Origin of the sequence: Lentihominibacter faecis, from assembly GCF_014306095.1 — a bacterium.
Lineage (GTDB): Bacteria > Bacillota > Clostridia > Peptostreptococcales > Anaerovoracaceae > Lentihominibacter > Lentihominibacter faecis.
The window spans coordinates 1-15683 of record NZ_JACRWC010000104.1; the positions used below are offsets into that span (position 1 = coordinate 1).

The following is a 15683-nucleotide window of genomic DNA, read 5'->3' on the forward strand; positions in this document are numbered from 1 at the left end:
ATAAGAGACAGGCATTGAAAAGTCATGAAAAACACCGCATAATTATATTGAAATGTCATAAAATATAGCCTATAATCATATTGAAAAGTCATATGGAGGTGTCGAGTTATGTTGTTTCGGAAGATTGAATCTCTGATTGAAAATCATTTTAGATCGGGCAGCAAAAAAATATTACTAGTGGATGGGGCAAGACAAGTAGGAAAAACTTATATTATCCGCCATGTAGCACAGAACATGTTTGAAAACTTTATCGAAATCAATATGATTGAGGATTCCCTAGGCGATCGTCTGTTTGCAGAGATAAGAACTGTGGAGGATTTTTATCTGCAGGTCAGTATGCTTGCGGGAGAGCGGATGCAGAAGAAAGAAAACACATTGATTTTTATCGATGAAATTCAGGCATATCCACATTTACTGACTTTGCTTAAGTTTCTATCGCAGGATGATAAATTCACGTATGTTGCCAGCGGTTCCTTACTGGGAGTAACACTGGCGAAGACGACGTCGATTCCTATCGGGAGCATTCGTAAAGTGAGAATGTTTCCGCTGGACTTTGAGGAGTTCCTCTTTGCTAACGGAATGAATGAAACGGTTATTTCCGCTATGCGACAGAAATTCGACAAGCTGGAATCCTTAGAAGAATCCATGCATGATAAAATGATGGATCTGTTCCGGAAATATCTGCTGGTGGGCGGTATGCCGGATGCTGTGAATGCATATGTACAGGATAAAAACATCCGGTCAGTCAGAGAAATCCAGTCAGAAATTCATGAATATTATGCTGCGGATGCTTCAAAGTATGAAGCTGATCGGAGATTAACAATACGACGGATCTATGATATGATCCCCTCTAATATGGAAAACAAGAAAAAACGTATTGTGGTACAAAATATTGAAAATAAACGAGGAAAAACATTCCGTGACTATCAGGAAGAGTTTGAGTATCTGATAAATGCCGGAGTTGTGAGCAGTGTGCAGGCAATTTCCAATCCTGTTTTCCCGTTGATTGAATCAGCCGGGAAAAACCTGTTGAAACTGTATCTGAATGATGTAGGCATTTTGACAGGCATTTTATATGGGAATAATATAAGAGCGATTTTAGATGATCAGCCAAGCGTTAATCTAGGCTCGGTATATGAGACCGTTGTTGCGAATGAACTGAAAGCACATGGATATAAATTGTTTTATTATGATAACCGGAGCAAGGGAGAGGTGGACTACCTGATTGATGACTATAACAGCCTTTCTACTGTGCCGATTGAGGTGAAGTCGGGAAAAGATTATAGCATACACAGTGCACTGAATCATTTCGTGAACAATGAAGATTATCATATTAAAAAAGCATTTGTGCTGTCCAATGAAAGAACGGCGCAGCAAAAAGAAAAGATCCTGTATATTCCGATTTATTACATCATGTTTTTTCATTCGGATGCAGGATGAGAAATAAACTGTTATATAGGGACTGTCGTTTCTGCAATTTCACCGTTACAGATGTATGCAATATCGGATTTACGGTGAAATCGGCATACACGGTGCAGCTGATTACCCCGATGCCCGTCGCGGAGCTTCCAGCTGGATCTTCATCCATCCCTCCAGCTCCACGCCAAGCTCTACTCTAAGGATACTCCCTGACCCGACATTTTTCTACCGTTTCGTGTCCACTTTTACTTTAGCATCAAAATTTATGATATCTCAAAAGCCGGTCCATAGTATGAAAGCTATGAACCGGCCTTATATTCTGCTGTTTAATTCTTATCGCCTGCATCGTTTATGCCGCCCGGCCTCCATGCCCGGAATGGCCGGGGCGGCTCGAACCGTCCGCCTGACCGGAACCGCCTGCCCCTGCAGCACCGCCGGCACCACAGGCAGAAGCTGCCCGGTCGAATTCCGCCAGCTTCTGCTTTGCATCATCGCTGAGGTTCTTCGGAACGTCGATTTCCACTACTGCGTAATGACATCCGAATTTAGCTGGATCTTTCATTGAAACGATGCCTTTGTCCCGCAGCCGCAGCTTAGTACCTGACTGCGTTCCCGGCTTGATATTACACTTTACTTTACCGCGCAGAGTCTGTACTTCCACTTTGCCTCCAAGTACTGCCGTCGTAAACGGAACCCGCACCGGCGCATAAACGTCCGTGCCCTTCCGCTCGAATCCCGGTCTTGCTGCCACATGGACTTTCAACAACAGGTCTCCGGCTTTTCCACCGTTTGCGCCCGACATACCTTTGCCCCGCAGACGGATGCTCTGCCCGTTGTCGATCCCTGCAGGGATATGGACTTTGATAGACTGTTTTTTACCAGCAGGATCTTTCAGATCGAAATACCGATCGCCACCGAACGCCGCCTCATCAAAGGTTACATTGATATCGGCATGAACATTTTCACCGTCCTGCGGGAAGCTGCCGTAACCTGCACCTCTGCCGAATCCGGAAAATCCTGAATCTCCGGAAAATCCTTTGCCGGAAGACCCGGAAAATCCGGAAGTTCCAGACGTTCCGGAGAACCCGCTAAATCCGGAAGCCCCAGATCCGCTGCCACTGAATCCATGACCGAAGATGTCCTTTAAAATATCATCCATGTTGCCATCGAAATGGTATTCCTGATAGCTGCCATCTGGTCCCTGTGAAAATCCGGAGAAACCAGAGCCTCCTGTTCCGCCAAAACCGCCAAATCCTGAGCTGCCTGCACCGCCAAAACCGGCACCGTAGCTGCCGCCCGGCTGTCCCGTGCCGTCGAATGCCGCATGACCAAACTGATCATAAAGTTTCTTTTTTTCCGGATCATTCAAGACAGAATAAGCCTCGGAAACTTCTTTGAATTTTTCTGCCGCAGCTTCATCTCCGGCATTTGTATCCGGATGGTATTTCTTCGCCATTTTACGATATGCTTTTTTTATTTCGCTTTGAGAAGCGCCTTTTTTGATGCCCAGCACTTCATAAAAATCTCTCTTTGATGCCATGATCATCACCCCGTTCTATATAATAATACCCCGCAGGTCATCCCGCGGGGTTTATCTTCGTCTATGCTGCATTGTCTCCCGCACTGGAGCGCGAACTTTAGGATTACAGAATCCCCAAGTTCTCCTGCTTTGTACTTATTATATCACGAGATTTTAGCACTCGCAAGAGGAGAGTGCTAAAATCTTATTTTTTTTATGCCTAAAGCCGCTCCGACTATGAGTTCAGACTTTTTTGATGACGCCGAGAAGCAGCCACTTTTAATAATTCTCTTTTCTTACTTCGAAGTAGCTCTGCGGGTGATTGCAAACCGGGCAAACTTCCGGAGCTTTCGTGCCTACTACGATATGACCGCAATTTCTGCATTCCCAAACCTTGACCTCGCTCTTTTCGAATACCTGTGCTGTTTCAATGTTGTTGAGCAGTGCACGGTATCTTTCTTCGTGATGTTTTTCTATCTCACCAACGGCTCTGAACTTAGCAGCCAGTTCCGGGAATCCTTCCTCTTCTGCAGTTTTGGCAAAGCCTTCGTACATATCCGTCCATTCGTAGTTTTCACCTTCTGCTGCTGCAGCCAGGTTGGCCTTGGTGTCACCGATGCCAGCCAGTTCTTTGAACCACATCTTAGCGTGTTCCTTTTCATTGTCAGCTGTCTTTAAGAAGAGAGCTGACATCTGCTCGTAGCCTTCCTTCTTCGCTACCGATGCGAAGTAAGTGTATTTATTTCTTGCCTGGGATTCCCCTGCAAAAGCTTCCTGTAAATTCTTCTCCGTCTGTGTTCCTGCATATTTGTTAGTCATTTTAGTTACCTCCTTGATTTTTTTTATATTAAAGTCACGCGTCTTATTTCTCTTATTGTATACCTTCTTGGTATACTTTTCAACCTTCTCTTCACACTTTTCTTACAAATCCTGCGGAATTGTTTTATGTCAATTTTTCAAGCAATAAAACCACTAAGGTATTCGCTTCGTCGAGCACGTCACTGATCCAACCATTCAGACTGGACATGTTCTGACAGAACCAAGACGTTTCCAACTCTAACTGCACCGCGCTGTTTACTGGGGTAAGCTTATCGGACACCAAGAATTTTGAAAGCGTAGTACGTTGAAATTTGCAAAATCTTCGTCTCGAAAATTTTCATAGCAAAAACGAGAAAATATGAGCTGGAGATGATACATATCATTACCTAAATCTTAGAATCTAAGAAATTTTAGGCGGCATCGAGAATTTCATCATCAGGCGCAAGTCACCGTATGCTTAAAATTTAATTTTCGTTCCAAGCCAGTGAGGAATTCCTCTGATTTCGTGAAATTGAATAGCAGCCCTTCTTTGTTTAACTATCGAACTCTTGTAAAACGAAGATTTTGCAAATTACGCGATGCCAAAGTCCGTTCAGCAACTCGCTTTTCCTTATATTAATATTAGTGTTGTGATTTTTGCAAAATGCAGGAGTATTAAAAAACATAGCTATTTTGAAGATATTCTCGGATATTTTTTCTTTGCATTTGTTAACCCCAAGAGATAATCAATACTTGTATCATAAAGCTCAGCCAGTTTGATAAGACAGTCTACTGGAATGGAACGGGTTCCTTTTTCATATCTTCGATAGACTTCACGTGCAATGCCCAGATGTTGCGCAACTTGCTTTTGCGTGTAATCGTGATCAATTCTTAAATCTTCTATTCTTTGGAAGTACATAGTATTCCATCCCTTTTGTTAAATATTCTAAAACAGACGATTGTTCATTGACCAATGCTACCATTTGGTGGTATAATAATGCAGAAAAGCAACCATACGGTAGCACAAAGAAAATAAAAAATAGGAGAAGAGAAATGAAGTATGTAAGTTACAGAGAAATCGGCATAAAGGCTTGTGGACTAGTTGCGATTATCGCAATGTTTTTACCTTTTATTCATGTTGAAGATTATTATCAGTTGTCTGTGTTTGATATGTTTTTTGGCCTAGAAGAGGTGAGTGTGAATTCACCTGAAGTTATGACATATGTGATTTTGTTATTATTTGCTTTGATTATGGCGATCGCTGTTATCGTTTTAAATGAAGATTATATAATAGTGTTTGCTTTAGTGGGATTGATTCTAACGGTTCTTGCTCGATTTTTACCGGGCATGGTAATAAGACACTATTTAAATGGAACGATTGGAAGTTCTTTTGAAATGGATATTTTGCAGTTCGGAGCAGGATGGTGGATCATGCTAGCAGGATTTGCAGCGGCAACGATCGGAGGATTTATTGCTAAAAAGCAGACGAATAGTTACGAATAAAGGAAATGTACAAAGCTATGTATAAAGGAAAATTCTGGATTGCAACAACCTTGTTGTTAATGCTTATCTTTTATTTAAGCAGCTGCAATAATAGTAATGAAATTGATACCAGAGAAGAATCTTTATCCAACTATATTCTTGGAGAATGGAGTGGACAGGTAGATGTAGCGGATATAATGTATAAGGAACTGGGTGATGAATTGGGAATAGATTTGTCTCCAGAACCGGAATATTGTGATGTGAGCATTTCTTTTCATGAGGATAATACCTATGCTTATACGATCGATGTAGATGGATTTGCGAAAGCGGCTGGGAAATGTGTTGAACCATATGTGAGTGGGATCATGGGGTTCAGTACGGAAAACTTGATAAATCTTATCATGCAGTATGTGGCTGACGATATCTCTCCTGAGACGGGGACAGAAGAGGGATCATATACTATCAATAATGAACAGATGGGAATAACTGTTTTGGATGGAAATGGAAATGAAAAGATTTTATATTTGATGGAAGATGGATCCCTGCAGTATGAAGATGATGAGATCGATCAGGTTATTACATTCCGGAAAAATTAATTTTTTTTAGGGTTCCGTCAAAAATCCCTCCCATTCCCGGTTGACAAACATTTTTTCATGGGCTATAGTATGTACCATACATATAAATTAATACAGATGCTATGAACGGAATAAATTTGATGAAGATATTTCAGCGAGCAGTCGGTTGGTGCAAGACTGTATATGGATTCAAATGTCTCACCCGGGAGCAGAAACCTTTAAGTGGGCATGTGATTTTTCGAACCCGGACGGAGTCCGGCATTGATCGAAACGGCAAGAGTCGAAACAGCATGTCAATAAGAGTGGTACCGCGGAAGTTTAAGCCTTCGTCTCTTAGTTTGAGATGAAGGCTTTATTTTATGATCTGCCAGATCTTTGGTCTGGTGCACAGATCAGCTCATAGCAGCATACAGAAAGGAAGTATAAAAATGAAGAATTACGACAGGTACAGCGTGGGATATTTCCCACCGGCGACCCCGCATAATGAATGGGTCAAAAAAGATCACGTAGAAAAGGCTCCGACCTGGTGCAGCGTAGACTTGAGAGACGGGAACCAGGCGCTGATCGTTCCTATGAGTCTGGAAGAAAAAGTAGAGTTCTTTCAGTACCTGGTAAAACTGGGATTCAAGGAAATCGAAGTAGGATTTCCGGCAGCTTCGGAAACGGAATATCATTTCCTGAGAAAGCTGGTTGATGACAACCTGATCCCGGACGATGTGACCATCCAGGTGCTTACCCAGTCGAGAAAACATATAATAAAGAAGACTTTTGATTCCCTGGTAGGAGTCAAGAAGGCGGTCGTACATCTCTATAACTCCACATCTCTGGCACAGAGAGAACAAGTATTCCGTAAAGAAAAACCGGAGATCATCAAGATCGCGACCGACGGTGCACATCTGTTAAAAGAATATGCAGCAAAATATCCGGAGACAGATTTCTCTTTCGAATATTCACCCGAAAGCTTCACAGGAACCGAAGTGGATTTTGCAGCAGAGATCTGCAATGCCGTGATAGATATCTGGGAACCGACTCCGGAAAACAAGGTGATCATCAATCTGCCATCCACAGTGGAAATGTCCATGCCGCACGTATACGCATCGCAGATCGAATACATGTGCGAACAGCTCCACAACAGAGAAAACGTTATCGTGTCACTGCATCCACATAACGATAGAGGAACGGCTGTAGCTGCTGCAGAACTGGGACTTCTGGCCGGCGGAGACAGGATCGAAGGAACCCTCTTTGGAAACGGAGAAAGAACAGGAAATGTGGATATCGTAACGCTGGCAATGAACCTCTTTGCACACGGCGTAGATCCGGAACTGAACTTCTCCAATATGCCGGAAGTCGTAGAAAAATACGAGCAGTACACCGATATGAAAGTGCCGCCTCGCCAGCCGTACAGCGGCAAGCTGGTCTTTGCAGCATTTTCCGGATCCCATCAGGATGCTATTTCCAAGGGCATGCGGTGGCATAAAGAAAAAGGTCTGCGGACCTGGTCTGTGCCGTATCTGCTCATCGACCCGAAAGACGTGGGCAGAGAGTACGAAGCCGATGTTATCCGGATCAACAGCCAGTCCGGCAAGGGCGGCGTAGCATATATCCTGGAGCAGAACTTCGGATACTCGATTCCTTTGCAGATGCGGGAAGAGATCGGCTACATGGTCAAGGATCTGTCCGATAAAGAACATAAGGAACTTTCACCGGCAGAAGTATACCAGGCCTTCGCAAGAGAATACGTCAACGTGTTCGATCCGATCGACATCACCGACGCCACATTCATGAAGGCTTCTGACTATAAATCCAACGATGGCATGATCGCTAAGATCAAGGTTCGGATCAATGATGAAGAATACGAGTTCGAAGCAGTCGGTAACGGTCGTCTGGACGCAATCAGTAACGCACTGAAGATGACGCCGTACACCTTCGACTACAAATTCGTGACTTACTCAGAGCACGCACTTTCTGCAGAATCCAGTTCCAAGGCAGCTGCGTATGTCTGCATCGAAGATAGCGACGGCAACCAGTTCTGGGGCGTAGGACAGCACGAGGATATCATCCTGGCGTCCGTCAATGCACTGGTGAGTGCCCTCAACCGCCAGAACAAAAAAGATCATTTTGTAGAATAGCGGAAACATGGTAAAATAGACAAGAATACAGGAGGTACAGATCATGGCAATGACAATGACACAGAAGATCCTGGCGGCGCATGCCGGACTGGATCATGTGGTACCGGGTCAGCTGATCCGGGCAGATCTTGATATGGTGCTGGGTAATGATATCACTACACCGGTAGCCGTTAACGAGTTTGAAAAAGCCGGTTTTGACGGTGTGTTTGACAGAGAAAAGATTTCTCTGGTCATGGATCACTTCACACCGAACAAGGACATCAAGGCAGCGGAGCAGTGCCTGCAGTGCAGAACTTTCGCAAAACGTTTTGATGTAAAGAATTTCTTCGACGTAGGACGCATGGGAATTGAACATGCACTTCTGCCTGAACAGGGTATCGTAAAGGCTGGAGACTGCATTATCGGAGCAGACTCACATACTTGTACCTATGGTGCACTGGGTGCATTTTCCACAGGTGTGGGAAGCACGGACATGGCAGCAGGTATGGCTACCGGTCAGGCCTGGTTCAAGGTGCCGGAAGCAATCAAATTCAATTTAACCGGCAAGCTCAACGAAAACGTAACAGGAAAAGACGTGATCCTTCACATCATCGGCATGATCGGCGTGGATGGAGCACTTTATAAATCCATGGAATTCATGGGGGAAGGTCTCAAGAGCCTCTCCATGGAAGATCGTCTGTGCATATCCAACATGGCTATCGAAGCCGGTGCCAAGAACGGGATTTTCATGGTGGACGAGATCACCGAAGACTATATGACAGGCAGAGCACAGGGAGAATGGAAAGTCTTTACACCTGACGAAGATGCAGAGTACGTTGCAACGTATGACATCGATCTGTCCCAGCTGAAGCCGACGGTTTCCTTCCCGCATCTGCCGGAAAACACGAAGACTATCGACGAGGTAGGCGACGTACCGATCCAGCAGGTCGTTATCGGCTCCTGCACCAACGGTCGTCTGGAAGACATGGCACTGGCTGCCAAGATCCTCAAAGGCAAAAAAGTACATGATGATGTAAGAGCTATCATCATTCCGGCAACTCAGCAGATCTTCAAAGACTGTATCAAGGAAGGCTACATGGACATCTTCATCGATGCCGGATGCGTTGTTTCCACACCGACCTGCGGGCCATGCCTGGGAGGTCATATGGGCATCCTTGCAGAGGGCGAACGCTGCGTGGCAACTACCAACCGGAACTTCGTAGGCCGTATGGGTCACGTAAAATCGGAAGTATATCTGGCCAGCCCGGCAGTCGCTGCAGCATCTGCCATCACCGGCAAAATCAGCGGACCGGACGAGATCATGTAAGGAGGGAACAGGATGAAAGCACACGGAAAAGTACATAAGTACGGGGATAACGTGGATACCGATGTTATCATCCCGGCAAGACATTTGAATACATCAGACCACAAAGAACTGGCAAGCCACTGCATGGAAGACATCGACACGGAGTTTGTCAAGAAAGTAAAGCGGGGCGATATCATGGTCGGCGGAGAAAACTTCGGCTGCGGTTCTTCCAGAGAACATGCGCCGATCGCTATCAAGGCCTCCGGCATCGATTGTGTTATTGCAAAGACCTTTGCCCGGATCTTCTACAGAAATGCTATTAATATCGGACTGCCGATCCTCGAATGTCCGGAAGCCAGCGAGAAGATCCAGGACGGCGATGAGGTTTCCATTGATTTTGACAGCGGAGTGATCACAAACGAAACAAAAGGCGAAACATACCAGGCTCTGCCATTCCCTGATTTTATCAAGGACATCATGGCCAAGGGCGGCCTGATTGCCCAGATCTCTGGAAAGAATTCATAAGACGAAGAGCCTGAAAGGAGAATAGAGATGAATTATAAACTGGCGGTCATTCCCGGCGACGGCATCGGTCCGGAAGTCGTGGAACAGACCTTAAAAGTTCTGGATAAAGTCGGAACGAAATTCGGACACACGTTCGAATACACAAAAGTACTGGCAGGCGGCTGCGCCATCGATGAGAAAGGCGAATGCCTCCCGCAGGAGACCATTGATATCTGCAAAGCCAGCGACGCAGTGCTTCTTGGCGCCGTAGGCGGCTGGAAGTGGGACACTCTCCCAGGTGATCAGCGTCCGGAAAGAGCTCTGCTGGGGCTGCGAAAGGCTCTGGGGCTTTTCGCAAATCTCCGTCCGGCACTGCTGTTCGATGAGCTGGCTGAGGCGTGTCCACTTAAACCTGAAATCGTAGAAGGCGGGCTGGATATCGTCGTTGTCAGAGAACTGACAGGCGGCATCTACTTCGGTGAAAAAGGAACGAAAGAAACGGATCTGGGTCCGGCTGCCTATGATGTAGAGCAGTACGCAGAAGAAGAAGTTCGCCGCATCGCGGAAGTGGCATTTGATATGGCCATGAAGAGAAACAAAAAAGTTACAAGCGTTGATAAAGCCAACGTTCTCGAAAGCTCCCGCCTGTGGAGAAGAGTAGTCGCAGAAGTAGCTGAAAAGTATCCGGAAGTAGAGTTGAACAACCTTTATATCGACAATGCAGCGATGCAGATGGTCCGCAATCCGAAGCAGTTTGACGTGATCGTGACCAGCAATATCTTCGGCGACATCCTTTCCGATGAAGCCAGCATGATCACTGGATCTATCGGTATGCTCCCGTCAGCAAGTCTGGCGAAGGGCAACTTCGGCATGTACGAGCCGGTACACGGATCTGCTCCTGATATCGCAGGACAGGATCTGGCGAACCCGATGGCTACCATCTTGTCGGCCGCCATGATGCTGCGTTATACTTTCGGTCTTGGAAAAGAGGCGGACGCCATCGAAGCGGCTGTAAAGAAAGTTCTGGCAGACGGCTGGAGAACGCCGGATATCGCCAAAGAGGGCGAAGAAGCGATCGGCACGGCAAAGGCTGGAGATCTGATCGCGGCAGAAATTTAAAAAAGGCAGGATTTCCCGCAACTGATAAGAAGCCTCAAGGTATTTACTTACTTATTCCTCACTGTCCTATGGACAGATGCGGAATCGTTCACAAATACCCTGGGGCTTTTGTGATGTAAAATGGGAAGTTTCAACAAAAAGTCGCTTGAAAAAGTTTGGATTTTCTTTGTAAGTCGCTTGAAAAAATTTATATCCATGGATATACTATATAACAAAGGACAAGGAGGTGACCATCCATGCTGAAAAGGAAAATCGAACAAACGCTTTTAGAATGGAAAAATACTGCAAATCGAAAACCTCTGATTGTGAAAGGTTGCAGACAGTGCGGAAAAACATTTTCTGTTTTAGATTTTGCCCACAAAAATTATAAAAATGTAGTTTACTTGAATTTCTTTGAAAACCCAGACTATGCTTCTGTATTTGCTGGCTCTTTGGAGGTTGATAATATTGTTATGATGCTCACCGCTTTGCTGGGGAGCACTGCGGTTTTTGAAGCTGGGGAAACTGTGCTGGTCCTGGATGAAATTCAGGATTGCCCAGAGGCAAGAACCGCCTTAAAATTCTTTCGGATCGACGGACGATACGATGTGATCGGAACGGGTTCTTTGTTGGGTGTCAAGGGATACGGTAAAGAGCCAAAGTCCATCCCGGTAGGATCTGAAACAGTAGTTGATATGTATCCACTGGATTTTGAAGAGTTTCTCTGGGCCAATGGTATTACAGACGGCATTATTGATATGCTTAAAAAAAATATGGACACAGAATCTCCCGTACCGGAAGCACTCCATAATCGTATGCGCCAACTCCTACTGCAGTACACAGTTGTAGGTGGTATGCCAGATGCCGTACAAACTTTTGTAGACACAAAGCGAATGGATGAGGTTTTGCAGATTCAACGGGATATTATTCGCTCCTATGAAGATGATATGGTAAAGTATGCAGAACGAAAGGATAAGTCTAAAATCAAAGAGTGTTTCCAATCGATACCTAAGCAACTCAGTAAGGAAAACAAAAAATTCCAGTATTCTGTGGTCAAAAAAGGCTCCACCGCTTCCAGATATGCTGGCAGCCTGCAGTGGATCGAGGATGCGGGAATTATTTCTCGTTGCTACAATCTCTCCATTACGGAGCTGCCTTTAGATGGCAATGCAAAAAAAGATTGTTTTAAAGTTTATATGTGTGACTGCGGCTTATTTATCAGTATGCTGGAAGACGGCACACAGTATGACATTCTTCAAGGCAATCTCTATGGATACAAAGGAGCTATCTTTGAAAATCTGATTGCGGATATCTTTAACAAAATGGGCAGAAAGCTCTATTACTTTCATAAAGACAGCGGGCTGGAGGTGGATTTTTTGATTCGTTATCACGGAGAATGTGTACCGGTAGAAGTCAAGGCCCACACCGGCAATACCAAAAGCACAAAAACCATTTTGCGGCATCCGGAGAAGTATCATGTGCACCAGGCTATTAAATTAGGCGACTATAATCTTGGTCGCAATGGGCAAATCTTGACCCTTCCACTTTATATGGCATTCCTGCTAAAAAGCTTTTGAAGAAAACCAAATTCTAACTGATAGGAACTCCGATTATGTTTTGACAAATTAGGTACAGAATGATATACTAAGTTTGCATTACTACGAGGAAAGGAGCGATTTTATGTTGATCATCAAGGAAGTCGAATATGCGGTCATGATACTTGACGAACTCTATCACGAGAGCCCTCTGTCTGCTGCTGCGCTTTCGACTCGGAGAAACATACCATCCCCTTTTATCTATCGGGTGCTCAAGAAGCTTGAAGCACGGGATATCCTGGAGATACGACGCGGTCCTAAGGGTGGATATTCTCTCAAGGCTGACTGCGAGAAGCTGACCCTTTACGATGTGATCTGCGCATTTGAGAATACTTTTATCGTGACCGAATGTCTGAAATCCGATTACGAGTGTGTTCACAACAACGATTTTAACTGCAGGATGCATCGGCAGTTCGCCTGGATCCAGCATCTGCTGAAGGAAGAATTCCAGAAAGCCAATCTGTCATCCTTGCTGGAAGAAGATCCAGAATAGGAGCAGACCCGAATCAAAAACTATTTGAAAAAAATCATAAATATGTGCTAAAATAATCACGTTGAGTAGCGAAAGCGTAAGTCCAGACAAAAGGACTTACGCTTTTTTTCATATATGTGCTTAAGGCACGTAAAAAATGGCATTTTCAAGGAGGAATCATTATGAAATCAGAAGAAACTACTGCAAAACCGCTGGTCGTCAGCATCCTGTCTCTGTCACTTTTGACCGTGATGGCAGGAGCGGCGGTCGCGCCGGCTTTAGGCGTAATCCAGGAATACTTTGCAGATAGTTCCCCGGTACTGGTGCAGATGATCATCAGCATCCCGGCAATTTTTATTGTTATCACCAATAGTATTTTCCCGCGACTCTGTAAAAAATTCGGAGCGAAGGCCCTTACAATGATCGGTCTGCTGTTATATACCGTTGGCGGCTGCATCGCCGGAGCATTCAGCCAGATCGTTCTGGTGCTGATCATGAGAGCCTTTGTCGGGATCGGCGTTGGCATCATCATGCCTTTATCCACAGGGCTTTTGTCTTTCTATTTTCCACCTGAAAAACAGTCAAAGCTGATGGGATATTCTTCTGCAATGAATCAGATGGGTGGCGTGGTGGCGACCCTGCTTTCTGGTGTTCTGGCAACCATCAGCTGGCGGCTCAGTTTCCTTGTGTATCTCATGGGGTTTTTCAGCATAATACTCTGCGTGATCTTCGTGCCCAATGACAGGATCCACAGAAGCGAAGAATCTGCTGTCGATAGAGAATCCGACAAGTCTGCAGTTGCCAGAGCCGCCGAGGAGTCTGCATCCCCCGACGACAAAGGCGTATTCCGGCAAAACTACGTTTATATCATAGCCATGTTTCTGCTGATGACTACATTTTTTCTATATCCCGCCAACTTTGCCATGGAGACGGTTCAGGACAGCGTGATCCCGGCCAGATACATTGCATCGATCATGGCAGGGGCGGATCTCATCGCCTTCTTCGGTGGTCTGCTGTTTGTTGTTTTGAAGAAAATCTGCGGCAGATTCGCAAGATTTCTGGCTCCGCTTTTGTTTCTTGCAGGCTACCTGCTGCTGATCCTTGCGGGAGGATGGTTTGGCGTGCTGGCAGGATCCGCCTGCATTGGATTTGCCAATGGCGTCGGGGTGCCGTTTATCATATTCGAGGCTTCCGTTAGAGCTGGCAAAGCCGCAGCAACCACGGTTATGCCGTTGATTTCTGCGGCTTTGTATCTGGCACAGTTTCTCTGTCCTATCCTCATGTCGATCGTGCGTATGTTGTTTGGCAGTGCCGTTTCACATCTGCCTTATTGCTTCGCTGTTGTTCTTGCGGTCTTTTTCTGCTTTTGGTCCGTGCTGATCCCATCCGAGAGGGCGACCCGGTAGGGGCGCCCGGTCTCCGGTTACGCAAACAGCAGCTCCCCATAAGTCGGGAACGGCCAGAAGTCAGACGCTGTATTCTGTTCCAGTTCATCAATAGTCAGGCGGATGCTTTCCATCATCGGTGTTTCCCTCCTTATCTCTTCCTTTCTGCGGTCTATTTCCCGCTGTCCCCGTAGTTGGAAAGAACGCGCGCGCTTGGATCACTGACATCGCAGCCTTCCCATGATTTGTTAGGCATCCAGAATCCGGCGATCATTTCCGCCTGCCCTGGATAATATTTTTCAAAAATCTCCCGATACATCAGGGATTCCTTTGTAAATGGAATCGCATGATAGCTGTATTTCTGGCAGCCTGATTCCAGTTCTTCGTCGGAGTACCGCCCTTCGGCATATTCCTTCAGATGATCCACAAGAGAATGACCCACAGCATCGCTGAAAGCCGCCTTTTCACGCCATAAAATCGTTTCCGGCAGGTAATCTCCCTCGAATGCTTTGCGGAGCAGGTACTTGCCCTTACCGTAGGTGTTCATCTTCTTCGCCGGATCGATGGCCATGACGGTACGGGCAAAGTCCAGATCGCCGAACGGAACCCGCGCTTCGATGGAGTTTGCGCTGATACACCGGTCAGCCCGAAGCACATCGTACATGTGAAGCTCGCGGATGCGCTTTGCAGATTCTTCCTGGAATGCTTCAGCATCCGGTGCGAAATCCGTGTATTTGTAGCCAAACAGTTCATCGGAGATCTCTCCGGTCAAAAGAACGCGGACATCTGTGGTTTCCCGGATCTTTTTGCAAAGCAGATACATACCCATACTCGCTCTGATCGTCGTGATATCATAAGTTCCCAGGATCTCGATAACAGTCTCCAGCGACTCCAGGACATCCTCTTTTGTGATGATGAATTCCGTATGATCGCTGCCGATAAAATCAGCTGCTTCCTTTGCATATTTCAGATCGATGGCATCTTCGCTCATCCCTATCGCAAAGGTGCGGATCGGTTTGTCGGGCATAAGCTTCTGCGCAATAGCACAGACCAGAGAGCTGTCCAGTCCGCCGCTTAAGAGAAATCCCAAAGGAGCGTCAGCATCCAGACGTTTTTGAACGCCTTTGATCAGCTTGTCCCGGATCTGATCACAGATCTCCGGCAGCTTCCTGTCCGCCAGAGCGGCCTTTGCAGAAAGATCGACCTGAGACGGATCGCAGTAGCAGTAAAATTGTCCATCTTTATAATAGTGTCCCGGGGGAAACGGCATGACCCTCCTCGTCAGCTTCTGGATGTTTTTCGGCTCGCTGGCAAAGAAGATCGCACCACCTTCTGTATACCCGTAATAAAGAGGACGGATCCCAATGGGGTCTCGCGCAGCGATAAAGGAATCTTCCTGTGCATCATAGATCACCTGTCTCT

The 15683-nt window shown here is 45.9% G+C and carries 14 protein-coding genes; 10 read left to right on the forward strand and 4 right to left on the reverse strand.

Going from position 1 to position 15683, the window contains the following annotated elements:
• Positions 1–108 precede the first annotated feature (108 nt).
• Positions 109–1440 carry an ATP-binding protein gene (locus tag H8876_RS08215; RefSeq protein ID WP_249287342.1) on the forward strand — a complete coding sequence of 444 codons (1332 nt, stop codon included), beginning with the start codon at positions 109–111 and terminating at the stop codon, positions 1438–1440.
• A gap of 328 nt (positions 1441–1768) precedes the next feature.
• On the opposite strand, the gene H8876_RS08220 is transcribed toward H8876_RS08215, so the two are convergent.
• From H8876_RS08220 to H8876_RS08230, 3 genes are all read right to left on the reverse strand, one after another.
• Positions 1769–2959: a DnaJ C-terminal domain-containing protein gene (locus H8876_RS08220; protein ID WP_249287343.1), complete on the reverse strand. Its 1191-nt coding sequence runs from the start codon at positions 2957–2959 to the stop codon at positions 1769–1771.
• Positions 2960–3217: 258 nt separating this feature from the next.
• Complete coding sequence (rbr, locus tag H8876_RS08225) at positions 3218–3757, reverse strand: rubrerythrin (protein WP_249287344.1); 540 nt, start codon at positions 3755–3757, stop codon at positions 3218–3220.
• A gap of 667 nt (positions 3758–4424) precedes the next feature.
• A complete protein-coding gene (locus H8876_RS08230) occupies positions 4425–4655 on the reverse strand; it encodes a helix-turn-helix domain-containing protein (protein WP_249287345.1) in 231 nt (76 codons plus the stop codon).
• Between the two features lie 134 nt (positions 4656–4789).
• On the opposite strand from H8876_RS08230, the gene H8876_RS08235 reads away from it, so the two are divergent.
• The 9 genes from H8876_RS08235 (at position 4790) to H8876_RS08275 (ending at position 14282) form a co-directional block, all read left to right on the forward strand.
• Positions 4790–5239: a hypothetical protein gene (locus tag H8876_RS08235; RefSeq protein ID WP_249287346.1), complete on the forward strand. Its 450-nt coding sequence runs from the start codon at positions 4790–4792 to the stop codon at positions 5237–5239.
• Positions 5240–5256: 17 nt separating this feature from the next.
• A complete protein-coding gene (locus H8876_RS08240; RefSeq protein ID WP_249287347.1) occupies positions 5257–5814 on the forward strand; it encodes a hypothetical protein in 558 nt (185 codons plus the stop codon).
• 407 nt (positions 5815–6221) lie between these two features.
• The gene (locus H8876_RS08245; RefSeq protein WP_249287348.1) at positions 6222–7922 is read left to right on the forward strand and encodes a 2-isopropylmalate synthase; all 1701 of its coding nucleotides are present in this window, start codon (positions 6222–6224) and stop codon (positions 7920–7922) included.
• A 43-nt stretch (positions 7923–7965) separates the two neighbouring features.
• Positions 7966–9228: a 3-isopropylmalate dehydratase large subunit gene (gene leuC / locus H8876_RS08250; RefSeq protein ID WP_177264300.1), complete on the forward strand. Its 1263-nt coding sequence runs from the start codon at positions 7966–7968 to the stop codon at positions 9226–9228.
• A 12-nt stretch (positions 9229–9240) separates the two neighbouring features.
• The gene (leuD, locus tag H8876_RS08255) at positions 9241–9732 is read left to right on the forward strand and encodes a 3-isopropylmalate dehydratase small subunit (protein WP_249287349.1); all 492 of its coding nucleotides are present in this window, start codon (positions 9241–9243) and stop codon (positions 9730–9732) included.
• 27 nt (positions 9733–9759) lie between these two features.
• A complete protein-coding gene (gene leuB, locus H8876_RS08260) occupies positions 9760–10830 on the forward strand; it encodes a 3-isopropylmalate dehydrogenase (RefSeq protein ID WP_177265515.1) in 1071 nt (356 codons plus the stop codon).
• 236 nt (positions 10831–11066) lie between these two features.
• On the forward strand, positions 11067–12386 hold the full coding sequence (locus tag H8876_RS08265; protein ID WP_249287350.1) for an ATP-binding protein: 1320 nt from the start codon (positions 11067–11069) through the stop codon (positions 12384–12386).
• Between the two features lie 103 nt (positions 12387–12489).
• Positions 12490–12897, forward strand: a complete 408-nt coding sequence (locus H8876_RS08270; RefSeq protein ID WP_177265517.1) for an RrF2 family transcriptional regulator — start codon at positions 12490–12492, stop codon at positions 12895–12897.
• Between the two features lie 161 nt (positions 12898–13058).
• Complete coding sequence (locus H8876_RS08275; protein ID WP_249287351.1) at positions 13059–14282, forward strand: MFS transporter; 1224 nt, start codon at positions 13059–13061, stop codon at positions 14280–14282.
• Positions 14283–14433: 151 nt separating this feature from the next.
• On the opposite strand, the gene H8876_RS08280 is transcribed toward H8876_RS08275, so the two are convergent.
• The coding region (locus tag H8876_RS08280) for an asparagine synthase-related protein (protein WP_249287352.1) at positions 14434–15683 on the reverse strand (1250 nt) is incomplete at its 5' end.